The following is a 25,201-nucleotide window of genomic DNA, read 5'->3' as shown; positions in this document are numbered from 1 at the left end:
CGCGGCCGGGTGTGACTGCTGGTGCGCGTGAGGCGGAAGTGACGATCCACAAGTCCGTGAAGGGCTCCTTCCCTACCTTCAGAGTAGGGAAGGAGGCCTTCACGGACTGTCGACGTCTCCGCGCGCTGAAGCGGGAGGGCTTAGTAAACCGGGCCCGTGTACTTCTCGCCCGGCCCCTGGCCGGGGGCGTCCGGCACGGCCGAGGCCTCGCGGAACGCCTTCTGCAGCGACTGCAGGCCGTCGCGCAACGGGCCCGCGTGCAGGCCGAGGTACTCTGCCGAAGCGGTGACCAGTCCGGCTAGGGCGGTGATCAGGCGGCGGGCCTCGTCGAGGTCGCGGTGCGGTGAGCTGGCCGGGTCCTCGTCGGCGAGGCCGAGTCGTTCGGCGCCGGCGGAGAGCAGCATGACGGCCGCCCTGCTGATCACCTCGACGCTCGGGATGTCCTCCAGGTCGCGGACGTCCGGGGAATACGGGGGTTGCTGAGCGGGTTCATCTGACACGTCTGGTACCCTTCCACGAGCGACCAGCCCCCGAGCGATCGGGGGCGGCAAGTGGAGCCCCGCTCCCACCCGCGTCACCGCCGTTTCACCAGGTGTCCGGGTCCGGTTCGCCAAGACGATTTCGGGCGTCAAGGCGGTGTGTTCGGTTCTGGAGACTGAACACGATCGGAAGAGTGGGCCTCGTGTACCTCACGGTACCGGGGCCTTCGGCATGTGGGCACCAGGTCGAAACGGTAGAAGAATTTACCTCGAACCAGGGAGGCCCCATCAGCTCCGAGACACGCATCAACGACCGAATCCGGGTACCGGAGGTCCGCCTCGTCGGACCAGCCGGTGAACAGGTCGGCATCGTCCGGATCGAAGATGCGCTGCGGCTGGCACAGGAGAACGATCTCGACCTCGTCGAGGTTGCTCCTCAGGCACGCCCGCCCGTATGCAAGCTCATGGACTTCGGCAAGTTCAAGTACGAGAGTGCGCAGAAGGCCCGCGAGTCCCGCCGCAACCAGCAGCTCACCGTCATCAAAGAGCAGAAGCTGCGGCCGAAGATCGACCAGCACGACTACGAGACCAAAAAGGGTCACGTGTCGCGATTCCTGGCCGCCGGCAACAAGGTCAAGGTCACGATCATGTTCCGCGGTCGCGAGCAGTCCCGGCCGGAACTCGGTTTCCGCCTGCTGCAGAAGCTCGCCGACGAGGTGACCGAACTCGGTTTCGTCGAGTCGTCGCCGAAGCAGGACGGTCGCAACATGATCATGGTGTTGGCTCCGCACAAGAACGTGAAGCCGCCCAAGGCCGCGAAGTCAGCCAAGGACGAGTCGACCGAGTCGTCAGAGCCGCCCGCCGACGCGTAGCGCCGACCAGCACATGTCGCGGCACACCGGAAAACACCGGTGTGCCGCCGCACGAAAGAGGACATACGTAATGCCGAAGATGAAGACGCACAGCGGGACGTCGAAGCGAGTTCGCGTCACGGGCACGGGCAAGCTGCGCCGCCAGAAGGCCGGCCGCCGCCACCTGATGGAGAAGAAGTCCAACAGGCTCACCCGTCGTCTCGAAGGCACCACCGAGATCGCCAAGAACGACGTCGGCCGCGTCAAGCGCCTTCTCGGCCGCTGACACTCCCGCACTTTGTAAACGCCGGGCGCGCCTGCGCGCCCCCAGATCGACAGGATGGACCCAGTGGCACGCGTCAAGAGGGCTGTCAACGCCCAGAAGAAGCGTCGCGCGACTCTCGAGCTCGCCAGCGGCTACCGCGGCCAGCGTTCGAGGCTGTACCGCAAGGCGAAGGAGCAGACGCTCCACTCGCTGAACTACGCCTACCGGGACCGCCGTGCCCGCAAGGGTGACTTCCGCCAGCTGTGGATCACCCGCATCAACGCGGCCGCCCGCGCCAACGGCGTCACCTACAACCGCTTCATCCAGGGCCTCAAGGCCGCGGGTGTCGAGGTCGACCGCAAGATCCTCGCGGACCTCGCGGTCAACGACGCCGCCGCCTTCACCGCGCTGGCCGAGCTGGCCAAGGCGAACGTGAACACCGAAGAGAAGAAGTCGGCCTGACCGGCCACAGCGCTCTTCCGCAACCCGGGGCGGCTCCGTTCACCGAACGGACGCCCCGGGTTGTTGCTGCGCGCAAGCTCACCCGCCGCGCCGAGCGCGAGAAAGCGGGCCGGTTCCTAGCCGAGGGCGCGAACGCCGTCGAAGCCGCGCTCGCCCACGGCGGCAAGGTGTACGAGCTGTTCGTGACCGAACGCGCCGCCGCGCAGCACGGGCACCTGCTCGCCACCGCGCACGAGGCAGGCGTCCCGGTCTCGCCGATCACCGATCGCGCCGCCGACGGGCTGTCCGAGACCGTGACGCCGCAAGGCATCGTCGCGGTCTGCGCGCTCGTCGACCGTCCACAAGAGACCGTGCTGAAGCCGGGCGCGAAGCTCGTCGTGGTCCTCGTCGACGTCGCCGACCCCGGGAACGCGGGCACCGTGATCCGCGTCGCGGACGCCGCCGGTGCCGACGCGGTCGTCCTCGCCGGTGACAGCGTCGACCCGCACAACGGCAAATGCGTCCGCGCGGCCGCCGGCAGCCTGTTCCACCCCGCCATCACCCGGATCCGGGACGTCGACGCGGCCTTGAAGGCCTGCTCCGCCGCCGGTCTTCGTACTTTCGGCGCGCACGGCTACGCCGAAACCGAACTCGATCAGGTCACCTTCGACGAGCCCGTCGCGTGGGTGTTCGGCAACGAAGCGCACGGATTGCCGCGGAACGTCCTGGAGACGGTCGACCTCGCGGTCAAGATCCCGATGTACGGCCGGGCGGAGAGCCTGAACCTCGCCACGGCCGCGGCGATCTGTGTCTACACCAACGCGATGGCGTCGCGTACGGCTCGCTAGGCTGCCGCTTCACCTTTCCGATGATTTCACTGGGGGAATCATGGGGCGTGGTCGCCGTGGTGTTCCTCGGGAGCGGTTACTGGATCTCCCACACCGAGATCGCCGACCACTCGCGGCTGACGCCCGGTTCGTACATGATGATCGGCCGTTCTACCTCGCGGCCGCGTTCGTCACGGTGTTCTTCAACGCCGCGCTCATCTCGCAGGCCGACGTCGCGCTGCGCGGTGACGACCCTCGCGTGTCCGCCGGGCTGGCCGGCGCCGCCTGGAACCTGATCACCTACCTCGTCCTGCCGGTGATGATGATCGAGGACGCCGGTGTCCGGCACGAGGCCAAGCGGTCGGCCGAGCTGCTCAATCGGACCTGGGGTGAGCAGGCCGCCGGAAGGTTCGGCATCGGGCTGGTCGGCATCCTGCTGACGCTGGCCGGATTCGCGGTCTTCATGGGCGCCGGTTTCCTGCTCGGCGGCACCATCACGATCGTCGTCTCCATCGGGATTTCACTCGTGTGGGGGTTCTTGGTCTCCGTCCTCTGCACGACGCCGGCCGGGATCTACCAGACCGCGCTCTACCGCTACGCCGCCGACGGCATCGTCCCGGAGGCGTTCGGCAAGGTGGAGTTCGAAGGCGCGTTCGCCACACGCTGAGGACGAAATGGATGGCCCGAGTGCCCGCGGCCCACGTAGAGTCGCGGGCACGACGCCGTCCGCACCACGACACCAAGGGGCTCTCATGGAACGCACCGTTCGTTCCAGCACCTTGTTTACGGCGTAAAGCGCGTTTTTCGCACTCGCGAGTGACGGTGTGCCCAGCCCGAGGGTGATCGGGGGCCGTCGTTCGCTGTCCCATAGAATTCAGCAGCTGCTAAACCCATGTGTGCGCTCGCGTGCACCGGACCAGTCCCAGCGGACGCCGAGGAGTTATGTCCGAAGCCAACGACAAGCAGGACCCCCAGGCGGGGGCGCTCGCGCCGGAAACGTTGACGGCCGCCGTCAAGCAGGCCGAGACGGATTTCGCGGCCGCCGCGGATCTCGACGCGCTGGCCGCGGTCAAACCCGCCCACCTCGGGGACCAGTCTCCGCTGCTGCTCGCGCGCCGCGAGATCGGCGCCCTGCCGAAGCAGGAGAAGGCCGAGGCCGGGAAGCGGGTCAACGAAGCGCGCCAAGGCATCCAGGCCGCCTTCGACTCGCGCCGTGCCGTGCTCCAGGTCGAGCGTGACGAAAAGGTGCTCCGTGAGGAGACAGTCGACGTCACGCTCCCGTGGGACCGGGTGCCCCGCGGCGCCCGGCACCCGATCGCGACCCTGTCGGAGCGGATCGCCGACGCCTTCGTCGCGATGGGCTACGAGGTCGCCGACGGTCCGGAACTCGAGGCCGAGTGGTTCAACTTCGACGCGCTGAACTTCGGCAAGGACCACCCCGCGCGCCAGCTGCAGGACACGTTCTACCTCGGCGAGGAGGACTCCGGCCTGGTGCTGCGGACGCACACCTCGCCGGTGCAGGCCCGCACGCTGCTGCACCGTGACCTGCCCGTGTACGTCGTCTGCCCCGGCCGCACCTACCGGACCGACGAGCTCGACGCCACGCATACGCCGGTGTTCTCGCAGGTCGAAGGGCTCGCGGTGGACAAGGGCCTGACGATGGCGCACCTCAAGGGCACCCTCGACGCCTTCGCCCGCAGGATGTTCGGCGAAAACTCGAAGACCCGCCTGCGCCCGCACTTCTTCCCGTTCACCGAGCCGTCGGCCGAGGTCGACGTCTGGTTCGAGGAGAAGAAGGGCGGTGCCGGCTGGGTCGAATGGGGCGGCTGCGGCATGGTCAACCCCAACGTCCTGCGTGCCTGCGGCGTCGACCCCGAGGTCTACTCGGGCTTCGCCTTCGGCATGGGTATCGAGCGCACCCTGCAGTTCCGCAACGGAATCCCGGACATGCGCGACATGGTGGAGGGCGACATCAGGTTCACCCTGCCCTTCGGAACGGAGGCCTGAGTGAAGGTCCCAGCCACCTGGCTGACCGAACACCTCGACGTCGACGAGGAGGTCACCGCCCAGGATCTGGCCGACGCCTTCGTGCGCATCGGCATCGAGGTCGACGACGTCCGGAAGCTCGAACCGGTCACCGGCCCGCTCGTGGTGGGCCGTGTCGCCGAGATCGAGGAGCTGACCGAGTTCAAGAAGCCGGTCCGCTTCTGCCGGGTCGACGTCGGCGAGCCCGATGACGACACCGCCGACGCCGAAAAGCCCGACGAGAACATCGACGACGATGACGACGAGGGCCCCTTCGAGGACGACGGTCCCGCGGGGATCAGGACCCGCGGGATCATCTGCGGCGCCACGAACTTCACCGAGGGCGACCTGGTCGTCGTCGCGCTGCCCGGAACGGTGCTGCCCGGCGGTTTCGAGATCGGTTCGCGCAAGACCTACGGCCGCCTCAGCGACGGCATGATCTGCTCCGCGCGCGAACTCGGCATCGGCGACGACCACTCCGGCATCCTGGTGCTGCCCCCGAGCACGGCCAGTCCGGGCGAGGACGCGAACAAGCTGCTGCAGCTCGACGACACCGTGCTCGAGGTGACGCCGACCCCGGATCGCGGCTACACGCTGTCGGTCCGCGGCCTGGCCCGCGAGCTGTCCAACGCGCTCGACGTCCCGTTCGGCGACCCGGCATCCATCGAGGTCCCGGTGGCCGAGAGCGACGCGTGGCCGGTGCATCTCGAGGACACCGAAGGCTGCAAGCGGTTCGTGCTGCGCCGGGTCAAGGATCTCGACGCGACGGCGCCGACGCCGTGGTGGATGCGCCGACGCCTGATGCTGGCCGGAATCCGCTCGATCTCGCTCGCGGTCGACGTCACCAACTACGTGATGCTCGAACTCGGGCATCCGCTGCACGCGTTCGCGACCGGTTCGGTCAAGGGCGATCTGGTGGTGCGCAAGGCGAAGCCGGGCGAGAAACTGACCACTTTGGACGATGTCGAGCGCACTCTCGACACGGACGACGTGGTGATCGCCGACGACAGCGGGGTCATCTCGCTGGCGGGCACGATGGGCGGCGCGTCGACCGAGATCACCCCCGAGAGCACCGACGTGCTGCTCGAGGCGGCGCACTGGGATCCGTCGTCGATCAGCCGGACGGCCCGCCGTCACAAGCTGTTCTCCGAGGCCGCCAAGCGGTTCGAGCGCTACACCGACCCGCAGCTGTGCGCGGTGGCCGTCGAATTCGCCGCGCGCCTGCTGCGCCAGTACGGCGACGGTTCGATCCTGCCCGGCCGCACCGACGAGGGCGGCGTCGAGCCGAACCAGCCGGTGACCATGCCGATCAGCCTGCCCGACCAGGTGGCCGGGGTGCGTTACGAGCGCGGCGTCACGGTCCGGCGGCTCTCGCAGATCGGCTGCAAGGTCAACGTGGGCACGTCCGAGGACGGCACCGCACTGGTGACCGCGGTCCCGCCGAGCTGGCGTGGCGATCTGGTGCAGCCCGCCGACCTGGTCGAGGAGGTGCTCCGGCTGGAGGGCTACGACAGCATCCCGTCGGTGCTGCCCGCCGCCCCGGCAGGCCGTGGCCTCACCGACGCGCAGCGCCGTCGCCGCTCTGTCGCGCGTGCGCTGGCCGAGGCGGGCTACGTCGAGGTGCTGCCCTTCCCGTTCGTCTCGGACTCGGTCTGGGACGCGTTCGGGCTGCCCGAGGACGACGTCCGGCGCAAGACCGTCCGAGTCCGCAACCCGCTGGAGGCGGACAAGGACCGGATGGCGAGCACGCTGCTGCCCGGGCTGCTGGAAATGGTGCAGCGCAACCTCTCCCGTGGCTTCAAGGACGTTTCGCTGTTCCACCTCGGACAGGTCGTGCTGCCCGGGCCGAACCCGATCCCGATGCCTTCGCTCGGGGTGGACCGGCGGCCGACCGACGAGGAGCTCGCGGTACTGGAGGCGGCCGTCCCGCCGCAGCCGCTGCACGTCGCCGTCGTGCTCGCGGGCCAGCGTGGCCGCGCGGGTTGGTGGGGCGAAGGAGAGCAGGCGAACTGGGCCGACGCGGTACAGGCCGCGCGGCTGGTGGCGCAGGCCGCCGGTGTCGAGCTGACCACGGCCGCGGCGGACCACCTGCCGTGGCATCCCGGCCGCTGTGCGCAGTTGCGGGTGGGGCAGTGGCCCGTCGGTTACGCCGGTGAGCTGCACCCGAAGGTCGTCGAGGCGCTCGGGCTGCCGCCGCGCACTGTCGCGATGGAGCTCGACCTGGACGCGATCCCGATCCCGGACGGCCGTCCGGCGCCGCGGATCTCGGCGTACCCGCCCGTGCTGCTCGACGTCGCCCTCGTCGCCGAAACCGGCGTGCCGTCGGCCGAGCTGGCCGAAGCCCTGCGCGAAGGCGCGGGCGAACTGCTCGAGGACATCACGCTGTTCGACTCCTACCAGGGCGAGCAGCTGGGCGAGGGCAAGCGTTCGATGGCGTACAAGCTGCGGTTCCGCGCCGCGGACCGCACGCTGACCGTCGACGAGGCCACCAAGGCCCGCGACGCCGCCGTCGCGGTCGCCGGTGAGCGCTTCGGGGCGAGTCTGCGGGCCTGATCCGGATCCTGATCCGGATCAGCGCGTGAAGGCCCCCTTCCCTCGGCTCAACCGAGGGAAGGGGGCCTTCACGCGCTGCGGGATATGGCAAAGTGAGGACCCGTGCCACGTCCAGACGGTCGTTCCAGCATCCAAGACATCGCACGTGCCCGGCTGAGCGACGGCTTCGTCGGGCGGGTCGGGGAACGCGACGGTTTCCGGGAGAACCTGGGGTTTCCGGCGAGCGACCGGCGCCGCCGGTATCTGTACTCGGTGCACGGTCTCGCCGGGGTCGGCAAGACGTTCCTCCTCGAACAGCTTCGCGGTATCGCGGAAGAGTCCCGTGCCCTGGTCGGATTCGCGGACGACCGGCAGCAGGATCTGCCGGCGACGCTGGTCAAACTTGCGAAGGACCTCGCGCGGGGCGGCCACGAGATGCGCCGGTTCGAGAAGCGCTACGAGTTCTATCTCAAGGCCCGGGAACGGCTCCACAGCGATCCGCAGGCACCGGCCGCGGGCCGTGCCCTGGTGACGAAGACCGTGGTCAAGGCCGGTCTCGGCGTGGCGAAGACCCTGCCCGGCGGGAGTATCGCCGCCGACGCGATCGACGCGGACGCGGCGGCCAAGCAACTCGATCAGCTGCAGAGCTACCTCGCGGCCAAATTCAAGCGGAAGGCCGATGTCCAGCTGCTCTTGGATCCGGCGGAGGAGCTGACCAAGCCGTTCGTCGAGGATCTCTGGCGCCTTCCGGAATCGCGGCAGGTCACCCTGTTCTTCGACACCTTCGAACGGACCGCGCAGGTCCTGGACGGCTGGCTGTTCGACCTGTTCGGCGGTCTGTACGGCGAGCTGCCGCCGAATCTGGTCCTCACCGTCGCCGGTCAGTTTCCGCTCGACAAGACGAAGTGGCTCCGGCACGAGTTGCTGACGCGGGAGATCGAACTCCGGCCGTTCACCGAACCGGAAGCACGCCAACTGCTCGCCGAGCACGGCGTCACCGACGAGCAGGTGATCGAGACCGTGTTGCGGCTCACCGACGGTCTGCCCGTCCTGGTCGCCATGCTGGCGCAGGGAAAACCCGCCGAAGCGGACGCCGTCGGCGATCCCGGCGATGATGCCGTCAAGCGTTTCCTGCGCTGGGTGCCCGACGAGGAGAAGCGTGCGCTCGCTGCGCTGGCTGCCTTGCCGCGAGTCCTCGACGAGGATGTCCTCGCCGTCCTGACCGGGCGGGAGTCCGCTGGGGAAACCTACCGCTGGCTGCGGGAACTGCCTTTCGTCGGGCGACGCGAACTGCCGGTGCGCTATCACTCGGTCGTCCGCGGTCCGATGGTGCGCATGGAGCGCGGCCGCTCGCCCGAAACCTTCACCGGACGGCACCGGAAACTCGGCGAGTACTACGAAGCCCGGTGCGCCGAACTCGGTCTCGGCAGCAACCGCGACGCGTGGGACGACGAACGCTGGCAGCGAAGGAAGCTCGAGCAGACCTACCACCGGCTCTGCGGCGACCCGGCGGAAGCGCTGCCGGACGCGCTGGTGGGCGCCGCGGAGATGATCACCACCGGCACCGCGCCCGCACGAGGCTGGGCGCGCATGATGGAGCAGGCGGGCATCGACGCGGACGCGCCCACCGTCCTGCATTGGGCGGAGCGGCTGACCGCAGCCGTCGGGGACGGCGACGGCTCGCGGGAGATCCCGGTACTCGACCTGGTCGCCGGCGCCGGGGAACTCGATGCGGCCCGGCTTTCGACGGTGATCAGACGGCGTGCTTGGGCCCATGAAGACCAGGACGATTTCGAGGCGGCGAAACGGGACTACGACCGGGCTATCGAGCTCAACCCGACCGACGCCTACGCCTGGAGCGACCGGGGAAATCTCTTCCGCAACAGGGGCGACTGGGCCGAGGCGCTGGAGGACTTGAACCGGGCCGTCGAACTCGATCCCATCTACGCCTTCTCATGGCGAGGCCGCGGCTCCGCTCGCGCCGAGCTCGGTGATCTCGAGGGCGCGATGGCCGATCTCGACGAGGCCATCCGTCTCCAACCCGAGCACGCGTGGGCGTACACCGCCCGGAGCGAGGTGTACGAGAAGCTCGAAGAACCCCGCAAGGCCATCAGCGAACTCGACATCGCGATCCGGCTCGACCCCGACTACGCCTGGGCGATCAGCGAGCGGGCGAGGCTGCTGGCGGGACTGGGGGAGAACGACGAGGCCCTCGCCGAGTACCGGGCGGCGGCGGCCTTGCGTCCCAAAGCCGTTTACTACCTGACCGAACTCGCCCGGTTCCTCGGGAAGAACGGGGACGAGGACGCCGCGTCGAAGATCTTCGACGACGCCGTCAGGGTCGACCCCGGCAACCCCAGGGCCCATGCGATCCGCGCGGGTTTCCACCAACTCGGCGGGCGGCACCGGCTCGCGATCGACGGCTTCACCGCCGCTCTCCGGATCGACCCGGGTTACGAATGGGCGTGCTACTGGCGTGGCCGGGTGCACGACGAACTGGGTGATCACCAAGCGGCGCTCGCCGATTTCGAACGGGCGAGCGAGCTGGCCCCCGAGGACGCCGAGAACCGTTTACGGTGCGGGATGTCTTTGGTCTTGATGAAGAAGCCCAGTGAAGCGCTGGAGGCGCTGGACCGCGCGATCGAGCTCGAACCCGCGGACGAGTGGGCTTACGTCTGGCGGGCGCTGGCCCGCCGAGCCCTGGACGACGACACCGCCGCTCTCGCCGAGATCGACATCGCGCTCGCGATGAGGCCGGAGCTCGCCTATTTCAACACCGCCCGTGGTGACATCCTCGCGGATCTGGACCGTCACGAGGAGGCCCGGGCCGCGCTGGACGAGGGGGTCCGCTTCGGGCAGGACGGCGGGTACGCCCGCTACCGGCGAGCCCGTCATCGTCTTCTCTTCGGTGATCACGGCGGCGCTTTGTCCGATGTGGACAGCGCACTGGCCGACGGCTATGACGTGACCGGCCGCGTCCTGCGCGCGGAGATCCACCGCCGGGCGGGCGAGTACGCGGAAGCCATCCGGGAACTCCGCGAACTGGTCGCCCTCCACCCGGACGACGTCGACCACCGCGGGAACCTGGCGGAGGCCTTGCTGTTCGCCGGGGAGCCGGACGAGGCGATGGAAGTGCTGCGTCCCGTCGCGTCGGAGACCCTCTGGACCCGCAGCCTCCTCGCGCTGGCCTGGTTGAAGACCGGGCGGACCGAAGAGGCCGAGCGGTGTTTCAGCGAGTTCCTCGAAGAAGCCGTCGCCTCGTCCAAGGTCGACCCTCATGACTGGGACGCCAGGGTCCAGCCACTCTTCTATCTGCTGGCCTTGGGCCGTGCCGAAGAGGCGAAACGTGCTCTCACGGACGTGATGGCGGAAGGGCCGCCTTCGGAGGCGCGGCTGGACCTCCTCCGTGATTTGAAGGAGACGGGCGAGCTGTTGCCCGGACTCGACGGGGTGATCGAGGAACTCATCGCTCTCGTCCCGAGGCCGGTGCTCAACCGCCCAGATGCTTGAGCGCCTCCTTCCTGGACAAAGTGGACAGTGCCGGATGCGCGGTGACGAACGCGCGCACCCAGTCCGGCTCGGTCTTCGCGTACTCGCGGAGCGCCCAGCCGATTCCCTTGCGCAGAAAGAACTCCCTGTCGTCGATATTCGCCTCGACGGCGCGGGTGAGGAGTTCCGTGTCGGTGGCGGCCTTGGCACCGACCTGGCAGATCACCGCGGTGCGGCGACGCCAGAGATCCTCGTCGTATGCCCAGGTCAGCATCAGCGGGGTCACTGTCTCCGGTTCCGCCCGCAGGATCGGCCCGACGCGGCGGATGGCGACTTCGTCCACATAGTCCCACCACGCTCCCGTCACGATCATCTCCTCGTACAGGCCGAGCAGATCGCCGTCCTGCCAGCGGGTGTAGGCGCGGTGTCCGGAAAGGGCGATCGCGGCGTAGCGCTCTTCACGGAAGTCCGCTTCACGCCACAAGGTGAGCACCGCTGTCGAAAAGCTCACTCGATCGGGTAGCGAATGTTCGGCGTAGACCTGTTTCAGCAAGGCCGCCCGGGGCGGCGACGCCACACCGAGGAACGGCATCTCCGACTTCATGTACGCCCGCATCGACGGCGCCTTCACCGGATCGGCCAGCGCGGCCAAACCGTTGCGAACCGCCGAAACCAGGCTTTTCACCTCGTCCATGTGTGCTCCTTTCCCCAGTGGGCGCCGCGAGCGTACGACAGGGGACCGACAAGACTGATATGCCCGGATCGAGGTTCGGATACCGACTAAAGAGGGATGGCGGTCAACGTGTCGGTCAGCGAGATTGAAGCCGGTTCTCGGTAGCTTCGGCCCGACCGGGTCGAACGCGGACGAAAAGGAACACAGTGAAGAAATTCGTTGCCGCCCTGGCGGTCGCGGGGATCGGCGTCGGCACCATGGCGCTCGCTCCCTCCGCCACGGCCGCCTCGGCGTCGGACTTCGATCCGAAGCCCATCTCCTGGGGAGCCTGCACGCGTCCGAGCCTGGTGAAGGCCGGCGCGGAATGCGGCTTCCTCGAGGTCCCTCTGGACTACGCGAAGCCCGGCGGGGAGAAGATCTCGGTCGCCGTCTCGCGCGTGAAGCACAAGTCCGCCCAGTCGCAGGGTGTCATGATCGTCAACCCGGGTGGTCCCGGTGGCTCCGGTCTCGGTCTGTCGACGCTCGGCCGGGCCGTCCCGAAGAAGGCGGGTGAAGAGTACGACTGGATCGGCTTCGACCCGCGCGGCGTGGGGGAGAGCAAGCCGTCGCTCACCTGCGACGGGAACTACGCCTCCTACAACCGCCCGCAGTACGTGCCGACGACACGCGCCCTCGAGAAGGCCTGGTTCGACAAGGCGAAGGGCTACGCGAAGGCGTGCGCCAAGAACGGCGCGATCCTCGAGCACATCAAGACCGTCGATGTCGCGAAGGACGTCGACAGCCTGCGCAAGGCGCTGGGCGAGAAGCAGATCAACTACTACGGCTTCTCCTACGGCACTTACCTCGGGCAGGTCTACAGCACGCTCTTCCCGCAGAACGTGCGGCGGATGGTGTTCGACGGCACGGTCGACCCCCGCGACGTCTGGTACAAGGCGAACCTGAACCAGGACATCGCCTTCGACAAGAACATCAAGACCTACTTCGGCTGGCTCGCGAAGTACGACGACGTCTACCACCTCGGCAAGTCCGCTTCCGCGGTCGAGAAGCTGTGGTACGCCGAGCAGAAGAAGCTGTACGACAAGCCCGCGGGCGGCGTCATCGGCGGTTCCGAGTGGACGGACATCTTCCTGCAGGCCGGTTACTACGTCTTCGGCTGGGAAGACATCGCGAACGCGTTCTCGGGCTGGGTGCACAAGGGCGACTGGCAGACCCTGAAGGGCCTGTACGACGACTCCAACCCGCCGGGTCAGGACAACGGGTACGCGGTGTACGCGGCCGTGCAGTGCACGGACGTGGCGTGGCCGCAGAACTGGAACCGCTGGAAGTTCGACAACTGGGTCACGCACTTCCGGGCACCCTTCGAGACCTGGGGCAACGCCTGGTTCAACGCGCCGTGCCTCAACTGGCCCGCGAAGCCGGGCAAGCCGGTGGAGATCGACGGGCGCAAGGTTCCCGGCATCCTGCTGGTCAACGAGGAGAACGACGCCGCGACGCCGTACCCCGGCAGCCTCGAGGTCCGCAAGCGTTACCCGAACTCGAGCCTGATCAGCGCACCCGGTGGCACGACGCATTCGGGTTCGTTGTCCGGCGTGTCCTGTGTGGACGACAAGATCGCGGACTACCTGCTGACCGGGAAGCTGCCCGTGCGGAAGCCGGGCAACGGTTCGGACGTGCAGTGCACCCCGGTTCCGCAGCCGGTTCCGGCTCCGGCTTCCGCGGCGCCCAAGTCCGACGAGCCGTCTCCCGCGGCTGAGGTGAAGAAGGAGGCGCTGGCTCAGGCGCTGCCTTTCTGAGCCTGATCGCGCAGAAGGCCCCGGTCCGGATTTGGCGGACCGGGGCTTCTCTGTGTCCTGACCGATCAGCAGTGGCTGGTGAGCCGCATCTTGTCCATGCGGTCGAAGTAGCCGGCGTCGAACGATCCACTCGCGAACCACCAGTGCCACTGGTTCTTGACCGTTCCCTTGACGAACTTCTGATCCCCGCCGTGGTGTACCGGTCCGAGCACGGCACTGTTGACGTCGAGGGTGCTCGGCCACATCAGCCAGGCGTCGTCACTGTCGCTGCTGATGATCGTCGCTTCGAACGATGCGCTGCCGTTGCGGTAGAGAATCCATTTCGCGTTGTCCATCGTGCAGTCCCCGGCCCGGATGCGGCCCCACTTGAACTCGCAGTAACTCGCCCCGGTGCAGGCGGCCTGCGCGGTGGTGGACGCCTCGGTCCCGGCGGAGGCCGGAGTGGCGAAGACGGTCCCGATCGCGAGCACGAGCATGGCCACGAAAAGGGACGTCCGGCGTGCGGTGGTCGTCATGTTTCCTCCCCTTGAACGGTGGTTGGAGAACCGTGGGCAAAAACTAACCCGCGGCCGGGTCGGGAAAGGATCACTTAGGTGCGGCGGCGGGGGTGGTCGCCGGTGCCCGGATCGCCTGCCATGACCGGCACCCTTTCGGCCCGGACGGCGCCGAAAGTACCGGTCGTCCACCGTGCCGGGCCGAGTTCCCGTCGCCGCGCCGGGGAATTGTCGGGGCCGCCCGTTAGCGTCCCCGGCATGACCATCGTCGAAGAGCACCGGACCGAGATCCGCGTGCAGGACACCGTTTATCGCATCGAGGTCGCCGCCCGTGAGGGTGGCGGCGCGGCCGGGGAAGACCGCTGGGTGACCGTCATGGTCGGCGGAGCCGGACCGCAGGAGGAGCCTGTCGCCGAAGGCAGGCTCGACATCGACGCCGAGGCCGTACCGGCCTTGGCGACCGTCCTTTCGGACACGCTGATGGCGTTCGCCGGCCGGAGCACCGGCCGCCGAAGATCGGCGGACCGCCCCGCGCATCAGGGCCTTCCCTGGTCCGAAGAGCTGGACGCGGAACTGGAAAGCCGTTGGCTGGCAGGGGAAAGCGTCGAGGAGATCGCGCGGCGGTTCGAGCGGTCACCGGGCGGGATCCGGGCCAGGCTCCCCAGGGTCGGCTGCGACCCGGAGCGCCGGGGCGCGTACCTCCCGATCCCGCCGAGCAGGCGAGAGGCAGGTGAACTCGGCTGAACCAGGGCGGCCGCGAGGGCCCGTGTCCTCGCGGCCGCCGTCAGTCCACTGTGGATGAAGTCCCGCGGTTCACCCGCGCCGCCATCTCCCGGAGGTGGCCGATCAGTTCCGGCGGTTCGTGCACGGTGAATTCGCAGCCGAGCCCCAAGAGCCGGAACGCGAGCCAGTCGAGGGTGTCGGCGCCCGCGTTCAGGACGCAGGTCTCGTCGTCGACAGCTTCGAGTTCGCCGACGGCGTCCCCGATCGCGGGGGCGACCTGGTTCATCGGGGCGTGCAGGGTCACGCGTGCGCTGTAGGTGGGAAGGAGGCTGTACATCCTGTCGGTGACGTAGGCCGCCACGTCCTCGGCCGGCGGTTTTCGCGGGGTGGACCGGCCGCCGGTCGCCCGTGGCCCGGAGATCCGGTCCGCGCGGAAGATCCGCCAGTCGTCGCGGTCGAGGTCGTAGCCGAGCAGGTACCAGCGGCGCCCGGCCGAGACGAGCCGGTGTGGTTCGACGTGCCGCCGGGACTCGGTCCCGTCGCCCGTCCGGTAGGAGAACCTCGCCCGTTCGGTGTTCGCGATCGCGCCCGCGAAGACGGTGAGGTGCTCGGGGTCCACCGTGGGTCCGGTGCCGGGCAGTGGCACCGTCGCGGCGCCCAGCGCGCCGACGCGATAGCGCAGCCGTGAGGGCAGTACTTGCTCGAGCTTGGCCAGCGCTCGCACCGACGACTCTTCGATACCCGAGATCGCCTGCCCGGCCGCGCCCCGGAGACCGACCGCGATCGCGACGGCCTCCTCGTCGTCGAGCAGCAAGGGTGGCATCGCCGCGCCCGCGCCCAGCCGGTAGCCACCCTCGGAGCCCCGCGACGCCTCGACCGGATAGCCGAGGTCACGCAGCCTTTCGATGTCGCGCCGGATGGTCCGCTGGCTGACCTCGAGCCGTCCGGCGAGCTCGCTGCCGGGCCACTCGCGTGGTGTCTGCAAGAGCGACAACAGGCTGAGCAACCGGGCGGGCGTGTCTGTCATGCGGCAAGGATGCCCCGTATAAGGGACAGGGGATGACCTGATCCGGGTGAGCCGCACGACTTTGTTTGATTGAACTTGCACGGCTGTGCATAATCATTCGTATGACGGTGAAGATCGCGGTGGCCGGAGCCAGCGGGTACGCGGGCGGCGAACTCCTGCGCCTGCTGCTGACCCATCCCGAAGTCCAGATCGGCGCGCTCACCGCGGCCAGCTCCGCGGGGACGCCGCTCGTCCAGCACCAGCCGCATCTCGCGCCGCTGGCGGACCGTGTGCTGCTGGAGACGACCCCGGAGACCCTGGCCGGGCACGACGTCGTCTTTCTCGCCCTGCCACACGGACATTCCGGAGCCATCGCCGCGCAGCTGGGCCCGGACGTCCTGGTGGTCGACCTCGGTGCGGACCATCGCCTCGCGAACGCGGACGACTGGCAGCGCTGGTACGGCGGTGACCACGCGGGGCAGTGGCCGTACGGGCTCCCGGAGCTCCCCGGCGCCCGCGAGCGCCTCGCCGGAACCAAACGCGTCGCGGTCCCCGGCTGCTTCCCGACCGGCGGTTCGATCGCCCTCGCCCCGGCCTTCGCCGCGGGCCTGATCGAGTCGGAGGTCAACGTCGTCGCCGTGACAGGGACCTCGGGCGCGGGCAAGAGCCTCAAACCGAACCTCCTCGGTTCGGAGGTGATGGGTTCGGCCACCGCGTACGGCGTCGGCGGCGCCCACCGCCACACCCCCGAGTTCGCGCAGAATCTCTCCGCGGTCTCAGGGGAGCAGGTCAAGGTCTCGTTCACCCCCGTGCTGGCCCCGATGCCGCGCGGGATCCTCACCACCGCGAGCGCCGCGCTCAAGTCCGGCTCGGACGCCGACGGTGTCCGCGAGGTGTACGAGAAGGCCTACGCCGCCGAGCCGTTCGTCCAGGTGCTGCCCGCGGGCCAGTGGCCCTCGACGGCCTCGGTGGTCGGCTCGAACAACGTCCAGCTGCAGGTCACCGTCGACGCCGACACCCGGCGCCTGATCGTGGTCGCGGCCATCGACAACCTGACCAAGGGCACCGCGGGAGGCGCCGTCCAGTCGATGAACCTCGCGCTCGGCCTCCCCGAAACCACCGGACTACCGACCGTAGGAGTCGCTCCGTGACCGTCACCCAGCCGAAGGGATTCCGTGCCGCGGGCGTCGCCGCCGGGATCAAGGCCGAGGGCAAGCTCGACCTCGCGCTCGTCGTCAACGACGGACCGCTGCAGGTCGCGGCCGGCGTATTCACGCGCAACGTGATCAAGGCCGCGCCCGTCCTGTGGTCGCAAGAGGTGCTCAAGCAGCGGCGGCTCAAGGCCGTCGTCCTCAACTCCGGCGGCGCGAACGCCGCCACCGGCCCCGGCGGGTTCCAGGACACCCACCAGACCGCCGAGAAGGTCGCGGGGCTCTTCGAGGCCGGCGCGATCGAGGTCGCGGTCTGCTCGACAGGCCTGATCGGTGAGCGGTTGCCGATGGACGCGCTGCTCTCCGGCGTGGACACCGCTTTCGGCGCGCTCGGCACCGGAGCCGAATCCGCTCTCGCCGCCGCCACCGCCGTCATGACCACCGACAGCAAGCCGAAGCAGGCCGTCGCGAAGCACGACAGCGGCTGGAGCGTCGGCGGGTTCGCCAAGGGCGCCGGAATGCTCGCCCCGAACCTCGCGACGATGCTCTCGGTCCTCACCACCGACGCGGTCGTCACGCCCGAGATCCTCGACAAGGCCCTGCGCACGGCCACCGGTGTCACCTTCGACAGGCTCGACGTCGACGGCGGCACTTCCACCAACGACACCGTGCTCGTCCTCGCGTCCGGCGCCAGTGGCGTCGAACCGACCGAGGCCGAACTGACCGAACTCCTCACCGCCGTCAGCCTCGACCTCGTGCTGCAACTGCGCGCGGACTCCGAAGGCGCGACCAAGTACGTCGACGTCACGGTCACCGGCGCGGCGGGCGAGGCCGACGCCATCGCCGTCGGCCGGACGATCGCCGAGGACAACCTGGTCAAGACCGCGCTGTTCGGTTCGGATCCGAACTGGGGCCGTATCGCCATGGCGCTCGGCCGGGTCCCCGCGGAGATCGACCCGGAGAAGGTCGCCATCGCGATCAACGGCGTCACCCTGTTCGCCATGGGCACCCCCGCCGCGGACCGTTCCGAGGCGGATCTTTCGGGTCGCGACATCAGGATCGTCGTCGACCTGGGACTCGGCGACGGCGAGGCGACGATCTTCACGACCGACCTCTCGCACGCGTACGTCGAAGAGAACAGCGCGTACTCCTCATGAGCCCTTCCGAATCCACGGTCCCCGCGGACGAGCGGCTCGCGACGGCCGCCGAGAAGGCCGCGATCCTCATCGAGGCACTTCCCTGGCTGCAGCGTTTCCACGGCGCCACCGTCGTGGTGAAGTACGGCGGCAACGCCATGATCGACGAGAGCCTCAAGCAAGCCTTCGCCGAGGACATGGTGTTCCTGCGTACGGTCGGGTTGCGTCCGGTGGTGGTGCACGGCGGTGGCCCGCAGATCACCGCGATGCTCAACCGGCTCGGTGTCGAAGGCGAGTTCAAGGGCGGCCTGCGCGTCACCACCCCCGAGACGATGGACATCGTCCGCATGGTGCTGACCGGCCAGGTCAGCCGCGAACTGGTCGGGCTGATCAACGCGCACGGTCCGTACGCCGTCGGTATCTCCGGTGAGGACGCGCGGCTGTTCACCGCCGAGCGCAAACAGGCCACCGTGGACGGTCTGCCGGTCGACATCGGGCTCGTCGGCGAGGTCTCCGAGGTCAACCCGGACGCGGTGCTCGACATCGTCAACGCGGGCCGGATCCCGGTGGTGTCCACCGTCGCCCCGGACGTCGACGGCGTCGTGCACAACATCAACGCCGACACCGCCGCCGGCGCGCTGGCCGCCGCGTTGGGCGCGGAGAAACTCGTCGTGCTCACCGACGTCGAAGGCCTTTACGCCAACTGGCCGGACCGCGGCTCGCTGGTCGACCGGATCCGCGTCGACCGCCTCGAAACCCTGTTGCCCGGCCTCGCCAGCGGCATGATCCCGAAGATGGAGGCCTGCGTGCGCGCCATCCGCGGCGGCGTCCGCCGCGCGCACGTGATCGACGGCCGCATCGCCCATTCGGTTCTGCTGGAGGTCTTCACCTCCCGCGGCATCGGCACCATGGTCTTCCCCGAAACGGAGCTCCCGTGACCACGTCCGAGTCCACTGCAGACGGCCAGGAACGCTGGAAGGCGTCCCTGATGGACAACTACGGCACCCCGGCGCTGACCCTGGTCCGCGGCGAGGGCGCGAAGGTCTGGGACGCCGACGGCAAGCCATACGTCGACCTGGTGGGCGGGATCGCGGTCAACGCGCTGGGCCACGCCCACCCCGCCGTGGTCGCCGCGGTCTCCGAACAGGTCGCGAAACTCGGGCACACCTCGAACCTCTACGTGAACCCGGTCGTCGTCGAACTCGCCGAGACCATCCTGGACGTCGCCGGCCTGTCCGGAAACGCGAAGGTGCTGTTCGTCAACTCCGGCGCGGAAGCCAACGAAGCCGCGCTGAAGATCAGCAGGCTCACCGGACGGACCAAGATCGTCGCCTGTGAAGGTGCCTTCCACGGCCGCACCATGGGCGCGCTGACCCTGACCGGCCAGCCCTCGAAGCGGGATCCGTTCGCGCCGCTGCTCCCGGGCGTGACCCACGTTCCCTATGGCGACGTCGAAGCGCTTCGCGCGGCGGTGGACACCGACACCGCGGCCGTGTTCCTCGAGCCGATCCTCGGGGAGGCGGGTGTCGTCCCGGCGCCGGACGGCTACCTCCAGGCCGCGCGGGAGATCACCAAGGCGACCGGAACCCTGCTGGTCCTCGACGAGGTGCAGACCGGCATCGGCCGCACCGGCGCGTGGTTCGCCTTCCAGCACGCGGGCATCGTCCCGGACGTCATCACCCTGGCGAAGGGGCTCGGCGGCGGGCTCCCGCTCGGCGCGGTCATCGGCGTCGGCGCGGCGGGCGATCTGATGAAGCCCGGCCAGCACGGCACCACCTTCGGCGGCAACCCGATCTGCTGCGCCGCCGGGCTCGCCGTGCTGAAGACCATCGCCAAGGACAACCTGAACGACCACGTCTCCGCGCTGGGCAAGGACATCGCCTCTCGCGTCGAGGAACTCGGCCACCCGCTGGTGGCCGGGGTCCGCGGGGCCGGACTGCTGCTCGGCATCGCGTTGCGCGAACCGGTCTCGGCCGCGGTCGCCAAGGCCGCGCAGGACGCGGGTTACCTGGTCAACCCGATCGCCCCCGACACCCTCCGACTGGCACCACCGCTGATCCTGAGCGCCGACGAGGCCAACGGATTCCTCGAAGCCCTTCCCGGGGCGCTCGATTCCACCACCACCTAGGACAGAGACGAACCCATGCTCCGCAACTTTCTCCGCGACGACGATCTCAGCCCAGCCGAACAGGCCGAGATCCTGGACCTCGCCGACCAGTTGAAGGCCGAGCCGCTGAGCTCCCGCGCGTTGGAGGGCAAGTCCGTCGCGGCGATCTTCGAGAAGAACTCCACCCGGACCCGGTTCTCGTTCGAGGTGGGCATCTCCCAGCTCGGCGGGCATCCGGTGATCGTCGACGGGCGCTCGATGCAGCTCGGCCGCGAAGAGACCATCGAGGACACTTCGAGGGTGCTCTCGCGGTACCTGGACGCGATCGTCTGGCGGACCTTCGCCCAGAAGCGCATCGACGCGATGGCGTCGGCGGCGAGCATCCCGGTGATCAACGCGCTCACCGACGAGTTCCACCCGTGCCAGGTGCTCACCGACCTGATGACCATCCGTGAACGCAAGGGCAAGCTCGCCGGGCTCACCCTCGTCTACCTCGGCGACGGCGCCAACAACATGGCGCATTCGCTGCTGCTGGGCGGGACCACGGCCGGGATGCACGTGCGCGTCGTCTCGCCGGAGGGTTTCCAGCCGGATCAGCAGGTCATGCTCGACGCCAAGCACCGTTCGGGCGAAACCGGCGGCAGCACCACGGTCTTCACCGATCCGTACGCCGCTGTCGAAGGCGCGGACGTCGTCGTCACCGACACCTGGACCTCGATGGGCCAGGAGAACGACGGCCTCGACCGGGTCGGACCGTTCCGTGAGCTCCAGGTCAACGCGGCGTTGATGCGCCGCGCCGCGGACGAGGCGATCGTGCTGCACTGCCTGCCCGCCCACCGCGGCTGGGAGATCACCGACGAGGTCATCGACGGCCCGTCGAGCGCGGTCTGGGACGAGGCCGAGAACCGGCTGCACGCGCAGAAGGCGCTGCTGGTGTGGCTTCTGGGCAAGGAGGCATCGTGAGCCACACTGGCGAAGCCTCGCTCGCGCATGCCGACCGGGTGCGGGTGTCCCGCACCGGCACAGAGAAGCGACGATGACCGGCAGCAGGGTCACCCGGCAGGCCCGGATCACCGAACTCGTGTCCACGATGGCCATCCGCAGCCAGACTGAGCTCGCGAAGCTCCTGGCGGCGGAAGGCATCGATGTCACCCAGGCGACGTTGTCGCGAGACCTCGACGAGCTGGGCGCCGTCAAGTTGCGGGGTGCCGATTCCGGCGCGCCGGTCTACGTCATCCCGGAGGACGGCAGTCCGGTACGCGGGGTGCAGGGCGGTACGTCCCGGCTTTCGCGTCTGCTCGCCGAGCTGCTCGTTTCGGCGGACTCGTCGGGGAACCTGACGGTGCTGCGCACCCCGCCGGGCGCGGCGCAGTTCCTCGCCAGCGCCATCGACAGGGCGGCGCTGGAGGAGGTCGTCGGTTCGATCGCCGGTGACGACACGGTCGCGGTGATCGCGCGAGAGCCGTTGTCCGGCAAGGATCTGGCCGAGCGTTTCATGGCGCTGGCCCGACGGTCGTCCATAGTGGACGGCGGTGAGGAGACCGAAGGTGACGCCTGACCCGTACGACTTCAGCACAGGCGCTACCGTCGACCGGTCAGTCGCCTGAAGAGAACCAAGGAATTCGAGGAGTGTTGTGAGCGGGAATGAGCAGCCGGTGCAGCTGTGGGGCGGCCGGTTCGCCAGCGGGCCGGCGGAAGCGATGGCGGCGCTGAGCGCGTCGACCCATTTCGACTGGCGGCTGGCGCCGTACGACATCGCCGGGTCGAGGGCCCACGCGCGAGTCCTGCGGAAGGCCGGGCTCCTCACCGACGACGAGCTGACGAACATGCTCGCCGCGCTGGACACGCTCGCCCAAGACGTCGCCTCGGGCGCGTTCACCCCGACCGTCGCCGACGAGGACGTCCACACCGCGCTCGAACGCGGTCTGCTGGAGCGGGCGGGCACCGAACTCGGCGGCAAGCTGCGGGCAGGCCGCTCGCGCAACGACCAGGTCGCGACGCTGTTCCGGATGTGGCTGCGCGACGCCGCCCGCCGCGTGGTCGCGGGCACGCTCGGCGTCGTCGACGCCCTGGTTTCGCAGGCGAAGCGGCACCCGGACGCGATCCTTCCCGGGCGCACCCATCTCCAGCACGCCCAGCCGGTCCTGCTGGCGCACCACCTGCTCGCGCACGGCCAGTCGCTGCTGCGTGACGTCACCCGGTTGCGTGACTGGGACGCGCGCACCGCCGAGTCGCCCTATGGTTCCGGCGCGCTCGCGGGTTCCTCGCTCGGACTCGACCCCGAGGCCGTCGCCGCGGAACTCGGTTTCGACACCAGCGTCGACAACTCCATCGACGGCACCGCCTCGCGGGACTTCGTCGCCGAGTTCGCCTTCGACGTCGCCATGCTCGCGGTCAACCTGTCCCGGATCGCCGAAGAGGTGATCATCTGGAACACCGCCGAATTCGGCTACGTCACCCTCGACGACGCCTGGGCGACCGGCAGTTCGATCATGCCGCAGAAGAAGAACCCGGACGTCGCCGAACTGACCCGCGGCAAGGCCGGCCGCCTCATCGGCAATCTGACCGGCCTGCTCGCGACGCTCAAGGCGCAGCCGCTCGCGTACAACCGGGATCTGCAGGAGGACAAGGAGCCGGTCTTCGACTCCGTCGAGCAGCTGGAGCTGCTGTTCCCGGCGATCGCGGGCATGCTCGAGACGCTGACCTTCCACACCGACCGGCTCGCCGAACTCGCGCCCGCCGGCTTCACCCTTGCCACGGACATCGCGGAATGGCTTGTGCGCCAAGGGGTTCCGTTCCGTGTCGCGCATGAGGCGGCGGGGGAGAGTGTCCGCGTCGCCGAGGGCCGCGGTGTCGGCCTCGACGAACTGACCGACGAAGAGTTCGAGAAGATCAACCCGGCGCTGACGCCCGCCGTGCGCGAGGTCCTGACCGTCGAGGGCTCGGTGAGCTCGCGCAACGCCCGTGGCGGTACCGCTCCGGAGCGGGTCGCCGAGCAGCGGGACCGGCTGATCGCGCGGGTCACCGAACACCGCGCCTGGCTGAGCTAGACCATCCCGCGTGAAGGCCCCTTTCCCTCTGCTCAGCCGAGGGAAGGGGGCCTTCACGCGCTTCAGGGGAGCTTGGCGGCCAGGCCGTCCAGGACGCATTCGAGGCCACGCTCGAAGTCCGCGTCGTTGGTCTCGCCGGGTTCTCGATTCCGCTGGGCGGCGTACAGCTTCTTGAGCCGCGGGTGATCCCGCACCGCTTGCTCGGCCGCGGGCCACAGCCGGTCTTTCCACTCCTGCTCGCTCTGCCCGCTGCGCTTGAGCGCGGTGAGCCACGCGGCCTCGCTGGTGGCCCGCCCGACGACGAACGCCATGACCGTGTTCCACGCCAGGTCCGCGTCTTCCAGCGAGAAACCGGCGTCCTCGAACAGTGCCAGCGCCGACTCCGACAGCTTCAGGACGTTCGGCCCCAGGTACGCCACCCCCGCCTCGCCGAGCAGCGAGCCGATCCACGGATGCCGGAGGAACACCGAACGCAGATCGTGGGCGAACCGCACCGTCGCAGCACGCCACGGACCCGGCTCCGGGAGCGTGACCTCGCCGTAGACCTCGTCGACCACCAGTTCGGTCAGCTCGTCCTTGCTCGCCACGTGCGTGTACATCGACGGGGCGGCCACGCCGAGCCGAACCCCGAGCTTCCGCATGCTCATCGCCTCGATGCCGTCGGCGTCGAGGAGCTCGATGGCCGCGAAGACGATCTGCTCACGGCTCAGCGACGGCTGTTCCCGCTTCCGCTTCGGGGGACGCGCCCATACGGACATCCGCATTCCTTCCGTACAGTGTTCAGTATGCCTAACAGTGTACGGACAATCTTCGACAAAGCCCACTGGCAGTCCAGGCTCGACGACCTGCGGGCGGAGCACGGCGTTCCGGGCGCGACCCTCGCGGTACTCGCGAACGGCGAGATCCACGAACTCGCGAGCGGGATCCTGCACCGGGGAACCGGGGTGGAAGCGACCACCGATTCGGTCTTCCAGCTCGGCTCGATCGCGAAGGTCTACACGGCCGCGTTGGTGCTCGGCCTGGCCGAGGAAGGGCGGCTGGACCTCGACGCGCCGGTCGTCGAGGTGCTGCCGGAGTTCGCGACCGTCGAACCGGCGGCGACCGCGGCCGTCACCGCTCGGCAGCTGCTCAGCCACACCAGCGGACTCACCTGCGACTTCATCGAAGACACCGGACGCGGCGACGACTGCCTGGCCAAGTACGTCGAGGCCGCCAGGGGAGTGGCGCTCGACTGCCCGCCCGGCACGGCCGCTTCCTACAGCAGCGTCGGGTACGCCGTGCTCGGCCGGATCGTCGAGGTGCTCACCGGTCTGACCTGGGACGACGCCCTGCGTGAGCGGCTCATCGTCCCGCTGGGACTCACCGAGACGATGACCCTGCCCGAGGAGGCGCTGCGGTTCCGGGTGGCGATGGGGCACCTCGGACAGGAGCCGACGGCCGCCTGGGATCTCCTGCCGCGCAACGCCGGACCCTACGGGCGGGTCCTCGCCACCGCGGGCGACGTGGTCCGCTTCGCCCGGATGCTGCTGGACGGCACCGCGGCCGACGGGACTCGCGTGCTCTCCGAGGAGACGGTGTCGGCGATGCGGCGTCGCGAGGTCGAGGTGCCGGACAAGTGGACGCTCGGTTCCGACGGGTGGGGGCTCGGCTTGTCGATCCACGACTGGAGCGGCGTTCCCGGCTTCGGGCACAACGGATCGTCGATCGGACAGCGCTCCTACCTGCGGGTGGTCCCGGACGCAGGGCTGGCCTTCGCCCTGCTCACCAACCACGGCACGACCGACAGGCTGTACACGGCGCTTTCGCGGGAGCTGCTCGGCGACCTCGCCGGCGTCCAGGTGCCCGCCGACTTCGCCCCGCCGCCGTCGCCGCTTTCGGTGGACGTCGCGCCCTTCGCGGGTACCTATCGCCGCGAAGGCGTCGTCATCACCGTCACGGAGACCGAGGGGAAGCTGCACTTCGTCTACGCATTCGCCGACGGGCTCGAGGGGATCGCCCCGGCGATCGAGGCGGAGCTCGTGCCCGTGTCGGAGAACGTCTTCGCCGGAATGAACCCGATGTTCGGCGACGACTGGATGCCGGTGCTGTTCACGAAACTCCCCGACGGCACCGAGTGCTGCTACACCAGCATGCGGGTGGCGCCGAGGATCGCCTGACAC

Annotated in this window: 23 protein-coding genes and 1 pseudogene; 18 read left to right on the top strand and 6 right to left on the bottom strand. The window is 69.1% G+C overall.

All coding sequences use genetic code 11. The features are described from left to right. Positions 1–140: 140 nt before the first annotated feature. Positions 141–500, bottom strand: a complete 360-nt coding sequence (locus HDA45_RS04820; protein ID WP_184892208.1) for a DUF1844 domain-containing protein — start codon at positions 498–500, stop codon at positions 141–143. Between the two features lie 266 nt (positions 501–766). Between HDA45_RS04820 and infC the strand changes: the two genes are divergently transcribed. The 8 genes from infC to HDA45_RS04780 all read left to right on the top strand — a co-directional run bounded on the left by infC (position 767) and on the right by HDA45_RS04780 (position 10,930). Next, on the top strand, positions 767–1,351 hold the full coding sequence (gene infC, locus HDA45_RS04815; RefSeq protein ID WP_343072285.1) for a translation initiation factor IF-3: 585 nt from the start codon (positions 767–769) through the stop codon (positions 1,349–1,351). A 70-nt stretch (positions 1,352–1,421) separates the two neighbouring features. After that, positions 1,422–1,616, top strand: a complete 195-nt coding sequence (rpmI, locus tag HDA45_RS04810) for a 50S ribosomal protein L35 (RefSeq protein WP_005163285.1) — start codon at positions 1,422–1,424, stop codon at positions 1,614–1,616. A gap of 63 nt (positions 1,617–1,679) precedes the next feature. Then, positions 1,680–2,057 carry a 50S ribosomal protein L20 gene (rplT, locus tag HDA45_RS04805; RefSeq protein WP_005163284.1) on the top strand — a complete coding sequence of 126 codons (378 nt, stop codon included), beginning with the start codon at positions 1,680–1,682 and terminating at the stop codon, positions 2,055–2,057. After that, positions 2,054–2,884, top strand: coding sequence for a TrmH family RNA methyltransferase (locus HDA45_RS04800; protein WP_184905301.1), 831 nt, complete (start codon positions 2,054–2,056; stop codon positions 2,882–2,884). Before rplT ends, HDA45_RS04800 begins: the two co-directional genes overlap by 4 nt. Positions 2,885–3,059: 175 nt before the next feature. Next, positions 3,060–3,530: a DUF6159 family protein gene (locus tag HDA45_RS04795; RefSeq protein ID WP_343071981.1), complete on the top strand. Its 471-nt coding sequence runs from the start codon at positions 3,060–3,062 to the stop codon at positions 3,528–3,530. Positions 3,531–3,805: 275 nt separating this feature from the next. Continuing rightward, the gene (pheS, locus tag HDA45_RS04790) at positions 3,806–4,870 is read left to right on the top strand and encodes a phenylalanine--tRNA ligase subunit alpha (RefSeq protein ID WP_184892203.1); all 1,065 of its coding nucleotides are present in this window, start codon (positions 3,806–3,808) and stop codon (positions 4,868–4,870) included. Further along, positions 4,871–7,441, top strand: coding sequence for a phenylalanine--tRNA ligase subunit beta (pheT, locus tag HDA45_RS04785; RefSeq protein WP_184892201.1), 2,571 nt, complete (start codon positions 4,871–4,873; stop codon positions 7,439–7,441). A 102-nt stretch (positions 7,442–7,543) separates the two neighbouring features. Beyond that, positions 7,544–10,930, top strand: a complete 3,387-nt coding sequence (locus HDA45_RS04780) for a tetratricopeptide repeat protein (RefSeq protein WP_184892199.1) — start codon at positions 7,544–7,546, stop codon at positions 10,928–10,930. Here the strand turns inward: HDA45_RS04780 and HDA45_RS04775 are convergent. After that, entirely contained in the window at positions 10,911–11,603 is a 693-nt protein-coding gene (locus HDA45_RS04775) for a DNA alkylation repair protein (protein ID WP_184892197.1), read from the bottom strand. The two genes, HDA45_RS04780 and HDA45_RS04775, sit on opposite strands and share 20 nt — an antisense overlap. A gap of 185 nt (positions 11,604–11,788) precedes the next feature. On the opposite strand from HDA45_RS04775, the gene HDA45_RS04770 reads away from it, so the two are divergent. After that, positions 11,789–13,375, top strand: a complete 1,587-nt coding sequence (locus HDA45_RS04770; RefSeq protein WP_184892195.1) for an alpha/beta fold hydrolase — start codon at positions 11,789–11,791, stop codon at positions 13,373–13,375. A 65-nt stretch (positions 13,376–13,440) separates the two neighbouring features. Here the strand turns inward: HDA45_RS04770 and HDA45_RS04765 are convergent, their stop codons facing one another. Both HDA45_RS04765 and HDA45_RS04760 read right to left on the bottom strand, forming a co-directional pair. Next, positions 13,441–13,890: a DUF6294 family protein gene (locus HDA45_RS04765; protein WP_184892193.1), complete on the bottom strand. Its 450-nt coding sequence runs from the start codon at positions 13,888–13,890 to the stop codon at positions 13,441–13,443. A 74-nt stretch (positions 13,891–13,964) separates the two neighbouring features. Next, a complete protein-coding gene (locus HDA45_RS04760; protein WP_184892191.1) occupies positions 13,965–14,129 on the bottom strand; it encodes a hypothetical protein in 165 nt (54 codons plus the stop codon). On the opposite strand from HDA45_RS04760, the gene HDA45_RS04755 reads away from it, so the two are divergent. After that, entirely contained in the window at positions 14,128–14,613 is a 486-nt protein-coding gene (locus HDA45_RS04755; RefSeq protein ID WP_184892189.1) for a helix-turn-helix domain containing protein, read from the top strand. The two genes, HDA45_RS04760 and HDA45_RS04755, sit on opposite strands and share 2 nt — an antisense overlap. A gap of 40 nt (positions 14,614–14,653) precedes the next feature. On the opposite strand, the gene HDA45_RS04750 is transcribed toward HDA45_RS04755, so the two are convergent. Then, positions 14,654–15,619, bottom strand: coding sequence for a helix-turn-helix transcriptional regulator (locus HDA45_RS04750; protein WP_184892187.1), 966 nt, complete (start codon positions 15,617–15,619; stop codon positions 14,654–14,656). Positions 15,620–15,720: 101 nt separating this feature from the next. Between HDA45_RS04750 and argC the strand changes: the two genes are divergently transcribed. The 7 genes and pseudogenes from argC (at position 15,721) to argH (ending at position 23,042) form a co-directional block, all read left to right on the top strand. Next, entirely contained in the window at positions 15,721–16,749 is a 1,029-nt protein-coding gene (argC, locus tag HDA45_RS04745) for an N-acetyl-gamma-glutamyl-phosphate reductase (protein WP_184892185.1), read from the top strand. Beyond that, positions 16,746–17,906, top strand: coding sequence for a bifunctional glutamate N-acetyltransferase/amino-acid acetyltransferase ArgJ (gene argJ, locus HDA45_RS04740; RefSeq protein WP_184892183.1), 1,161 nt, complete (start codon positions 16,746–16,748; stop codon positions 17,904–17,906). Before argC ends, argJ begins: the two co-directional genes overlap by 4 nt. Then, on the top strand, positions 17,903–18,823 hold the full coding sequence (gene argB, locus HDA45_RS04735; protein WP_184892181.1) for an acetylglutamate kinase: 921 nt from the start codon (positions 17,903–17,905) through the stop codon (positions 18,821–18,823). Before argJ ends, argB begins: the two co-directional genes overlap by 4 nt. Next, the gene (locus tag HDA45_RS04730) at positions 18,820–20,013 is read left to right on the top strand and encodes an acetylornithine transaminase (protein ID WP_184892179.1); all 1,194 of its coding nucleotides are present in this window, start codon (positions 18,820–18,822) and stop codon (positions 20,011–20,013) included. Before argB ends, HDA45_RS04730 begins: the two co-directional genes overlap by 4 nt. A gap of 15 nt (positions 20,014–20,028) precedes the next feature. Beyond that, complete coding sequence (gene argF / locus HDA45_RS04725) at positions 20,029–20,955, top strand: ornithine carbamoyltransferase (RefSeq protein WP_184892177.1); 927 nt, start codon at positions 20,029–20,031, stop codon at positions 20,953–20,955. 70 nt (positions 20,956–21,025) lie between these two features. Then, a pseudogene (locus HDA45_RS04720) lies at positions 21,026–21,550 on the top strand (arginine repressor); the annotation flags it as partial. A gap of 76 nt (positions 21,551–21,626) precedes the next feature. Then, complete coding sequence (gene argH / locus HDA45_RS04715; RefSeq protein ID WP_184892173.1) at positions 21,627–23,042, top strand: argininosuccinate lyase; 1,416 nt, start codon at positions 21,627–21,629, stop codon at positions 23,040–23,042. A 62-nt stretch (positions 23,043–23,104) separates the two neighbouring features. On the opposite strand, the gene HDA45_RS04710 is transcribed toward argH, so the two are convergent. Further along, on the bottom strand, positions 23,105–23,800 hold the full coding sequence (locus HDA45_RS04710; RefSeq protein ID WP_184892171.1) for a TetR/AcrR family transcriptional regulator: 696 nt from the start codon (positions 23,798–23,800) through the stop codon (positions 23,105–23,107). Between the two features lie 27 nt (positions 23,801–23,827). Here HDA45_RS04710 and HDA45_RS04705 point away from each other — a divergent pair, with 27 nt between their 5' ends. Beyond that, entirely contained in the window at positions 23,828–25,198 is a 1,371-nt protein-coding gene (locus HDA45_RS04705) for a serine hydrolase domain-containing protein (protein ID WP_184892169.1), read from the top strand. The last annotated feature ends 3 nt before the right edge of the window (positions 25,199–25,201 follow it).

Origin of the sequence: Amycolatopsis umgeniensis (assembly GCF_014205155.1) — a bacterium.
Lineage (GTDB): Bacteria > Actinomycetota > Actinomycetes > Mycobacteriales > Pseudonocardiaceae > Amycolatopsis > Amycolatopsis umgeniensis.
Note: the sequence above shows the minus strand (reverse complement) of the source record. Positions and strands in the feature narration are given on the sequence as shown.

Coding starts and splice junctions, on each gene's coding strand:
- rpmI (WP_005163285.1), top strand. CDS start 1,422: ATGCCGAAGATGAAGACGCACAGCGGGACGTCGAAGCGAGTTCGCGTC.
- pheS (WP_184892203.1), top strand. CDS start 3,806: ATGTCCGAAGCCAACGACAAGCAGGACCCCCAGGCGGGGGCGCTCGCG.
- HDA45_RS04775 (WP_184892197.1), bottom strand. CDS start 11,603: ATGGACGAGGTGAAAAGCCTGGTTTCGGCGGTTCGCAACGGTTTGGCC.
- HDA45_RS04765 (WP_184892193.1), bottom strand. CDS start 13,890: ATGACGACCACCGCACGCCGGACGTCCCTTTTCGTGGCCATGCTCGTG.
- HDA45_RS04755 (WP_184892189.1), top strand. CDS start 14,128: ATGACCATCGTCGAAGAGCACCGGACCGAGATCCGCGTGCAGGACACC.
- HDA45_RS04760 (WP_184892191.1), bottom strand. CDS start 14,129: ATGCCGGGGACGCTAACGGGCGGCCCCGACAATTCCCCGGCGCGGCGA.
- HDA45_RS04750 (WP_184892187.1), bottom strand. CDS start 15,619: ATGACAGACACGCCCGCCCGGTTGCTCAGCCTGTTGTCGCTCTTGCAG.
- argC (WP_184892185.1), top strand. CDS start 15,721: ATGACGGTGAAGATCGCGGTGGCCGGAGCCAGCGGGTACGCGGGCGGC.
- argB (WP_184892181.1), top strand. CDS start 17,903: ATGAGCCCTTCCGAATCCACGGTCCCCGCGGACGAGCGGCTCGCGACG.
- argF (WP_184892177.1), top strand. CDS start 20,029: ATGCTCCGCAACTTTCTCCGCGACGACGATCTCAGCCCAGCCGAACAG.
- HDA45_RS04710 (WP_184892171.1), bottom strand. CDS start 23,800: ATGTCCGTATGGGCGCGTCCCCCGAAGCGGAAGCGGGAACAGCCGTCG.
- HDA45_RS04705 (WP_184892169.1), top strand. CDS start 23,828: ATGCCTAACAGTGTACGGACAATCTTCGACAAAGCCCACTGGCAGTCC.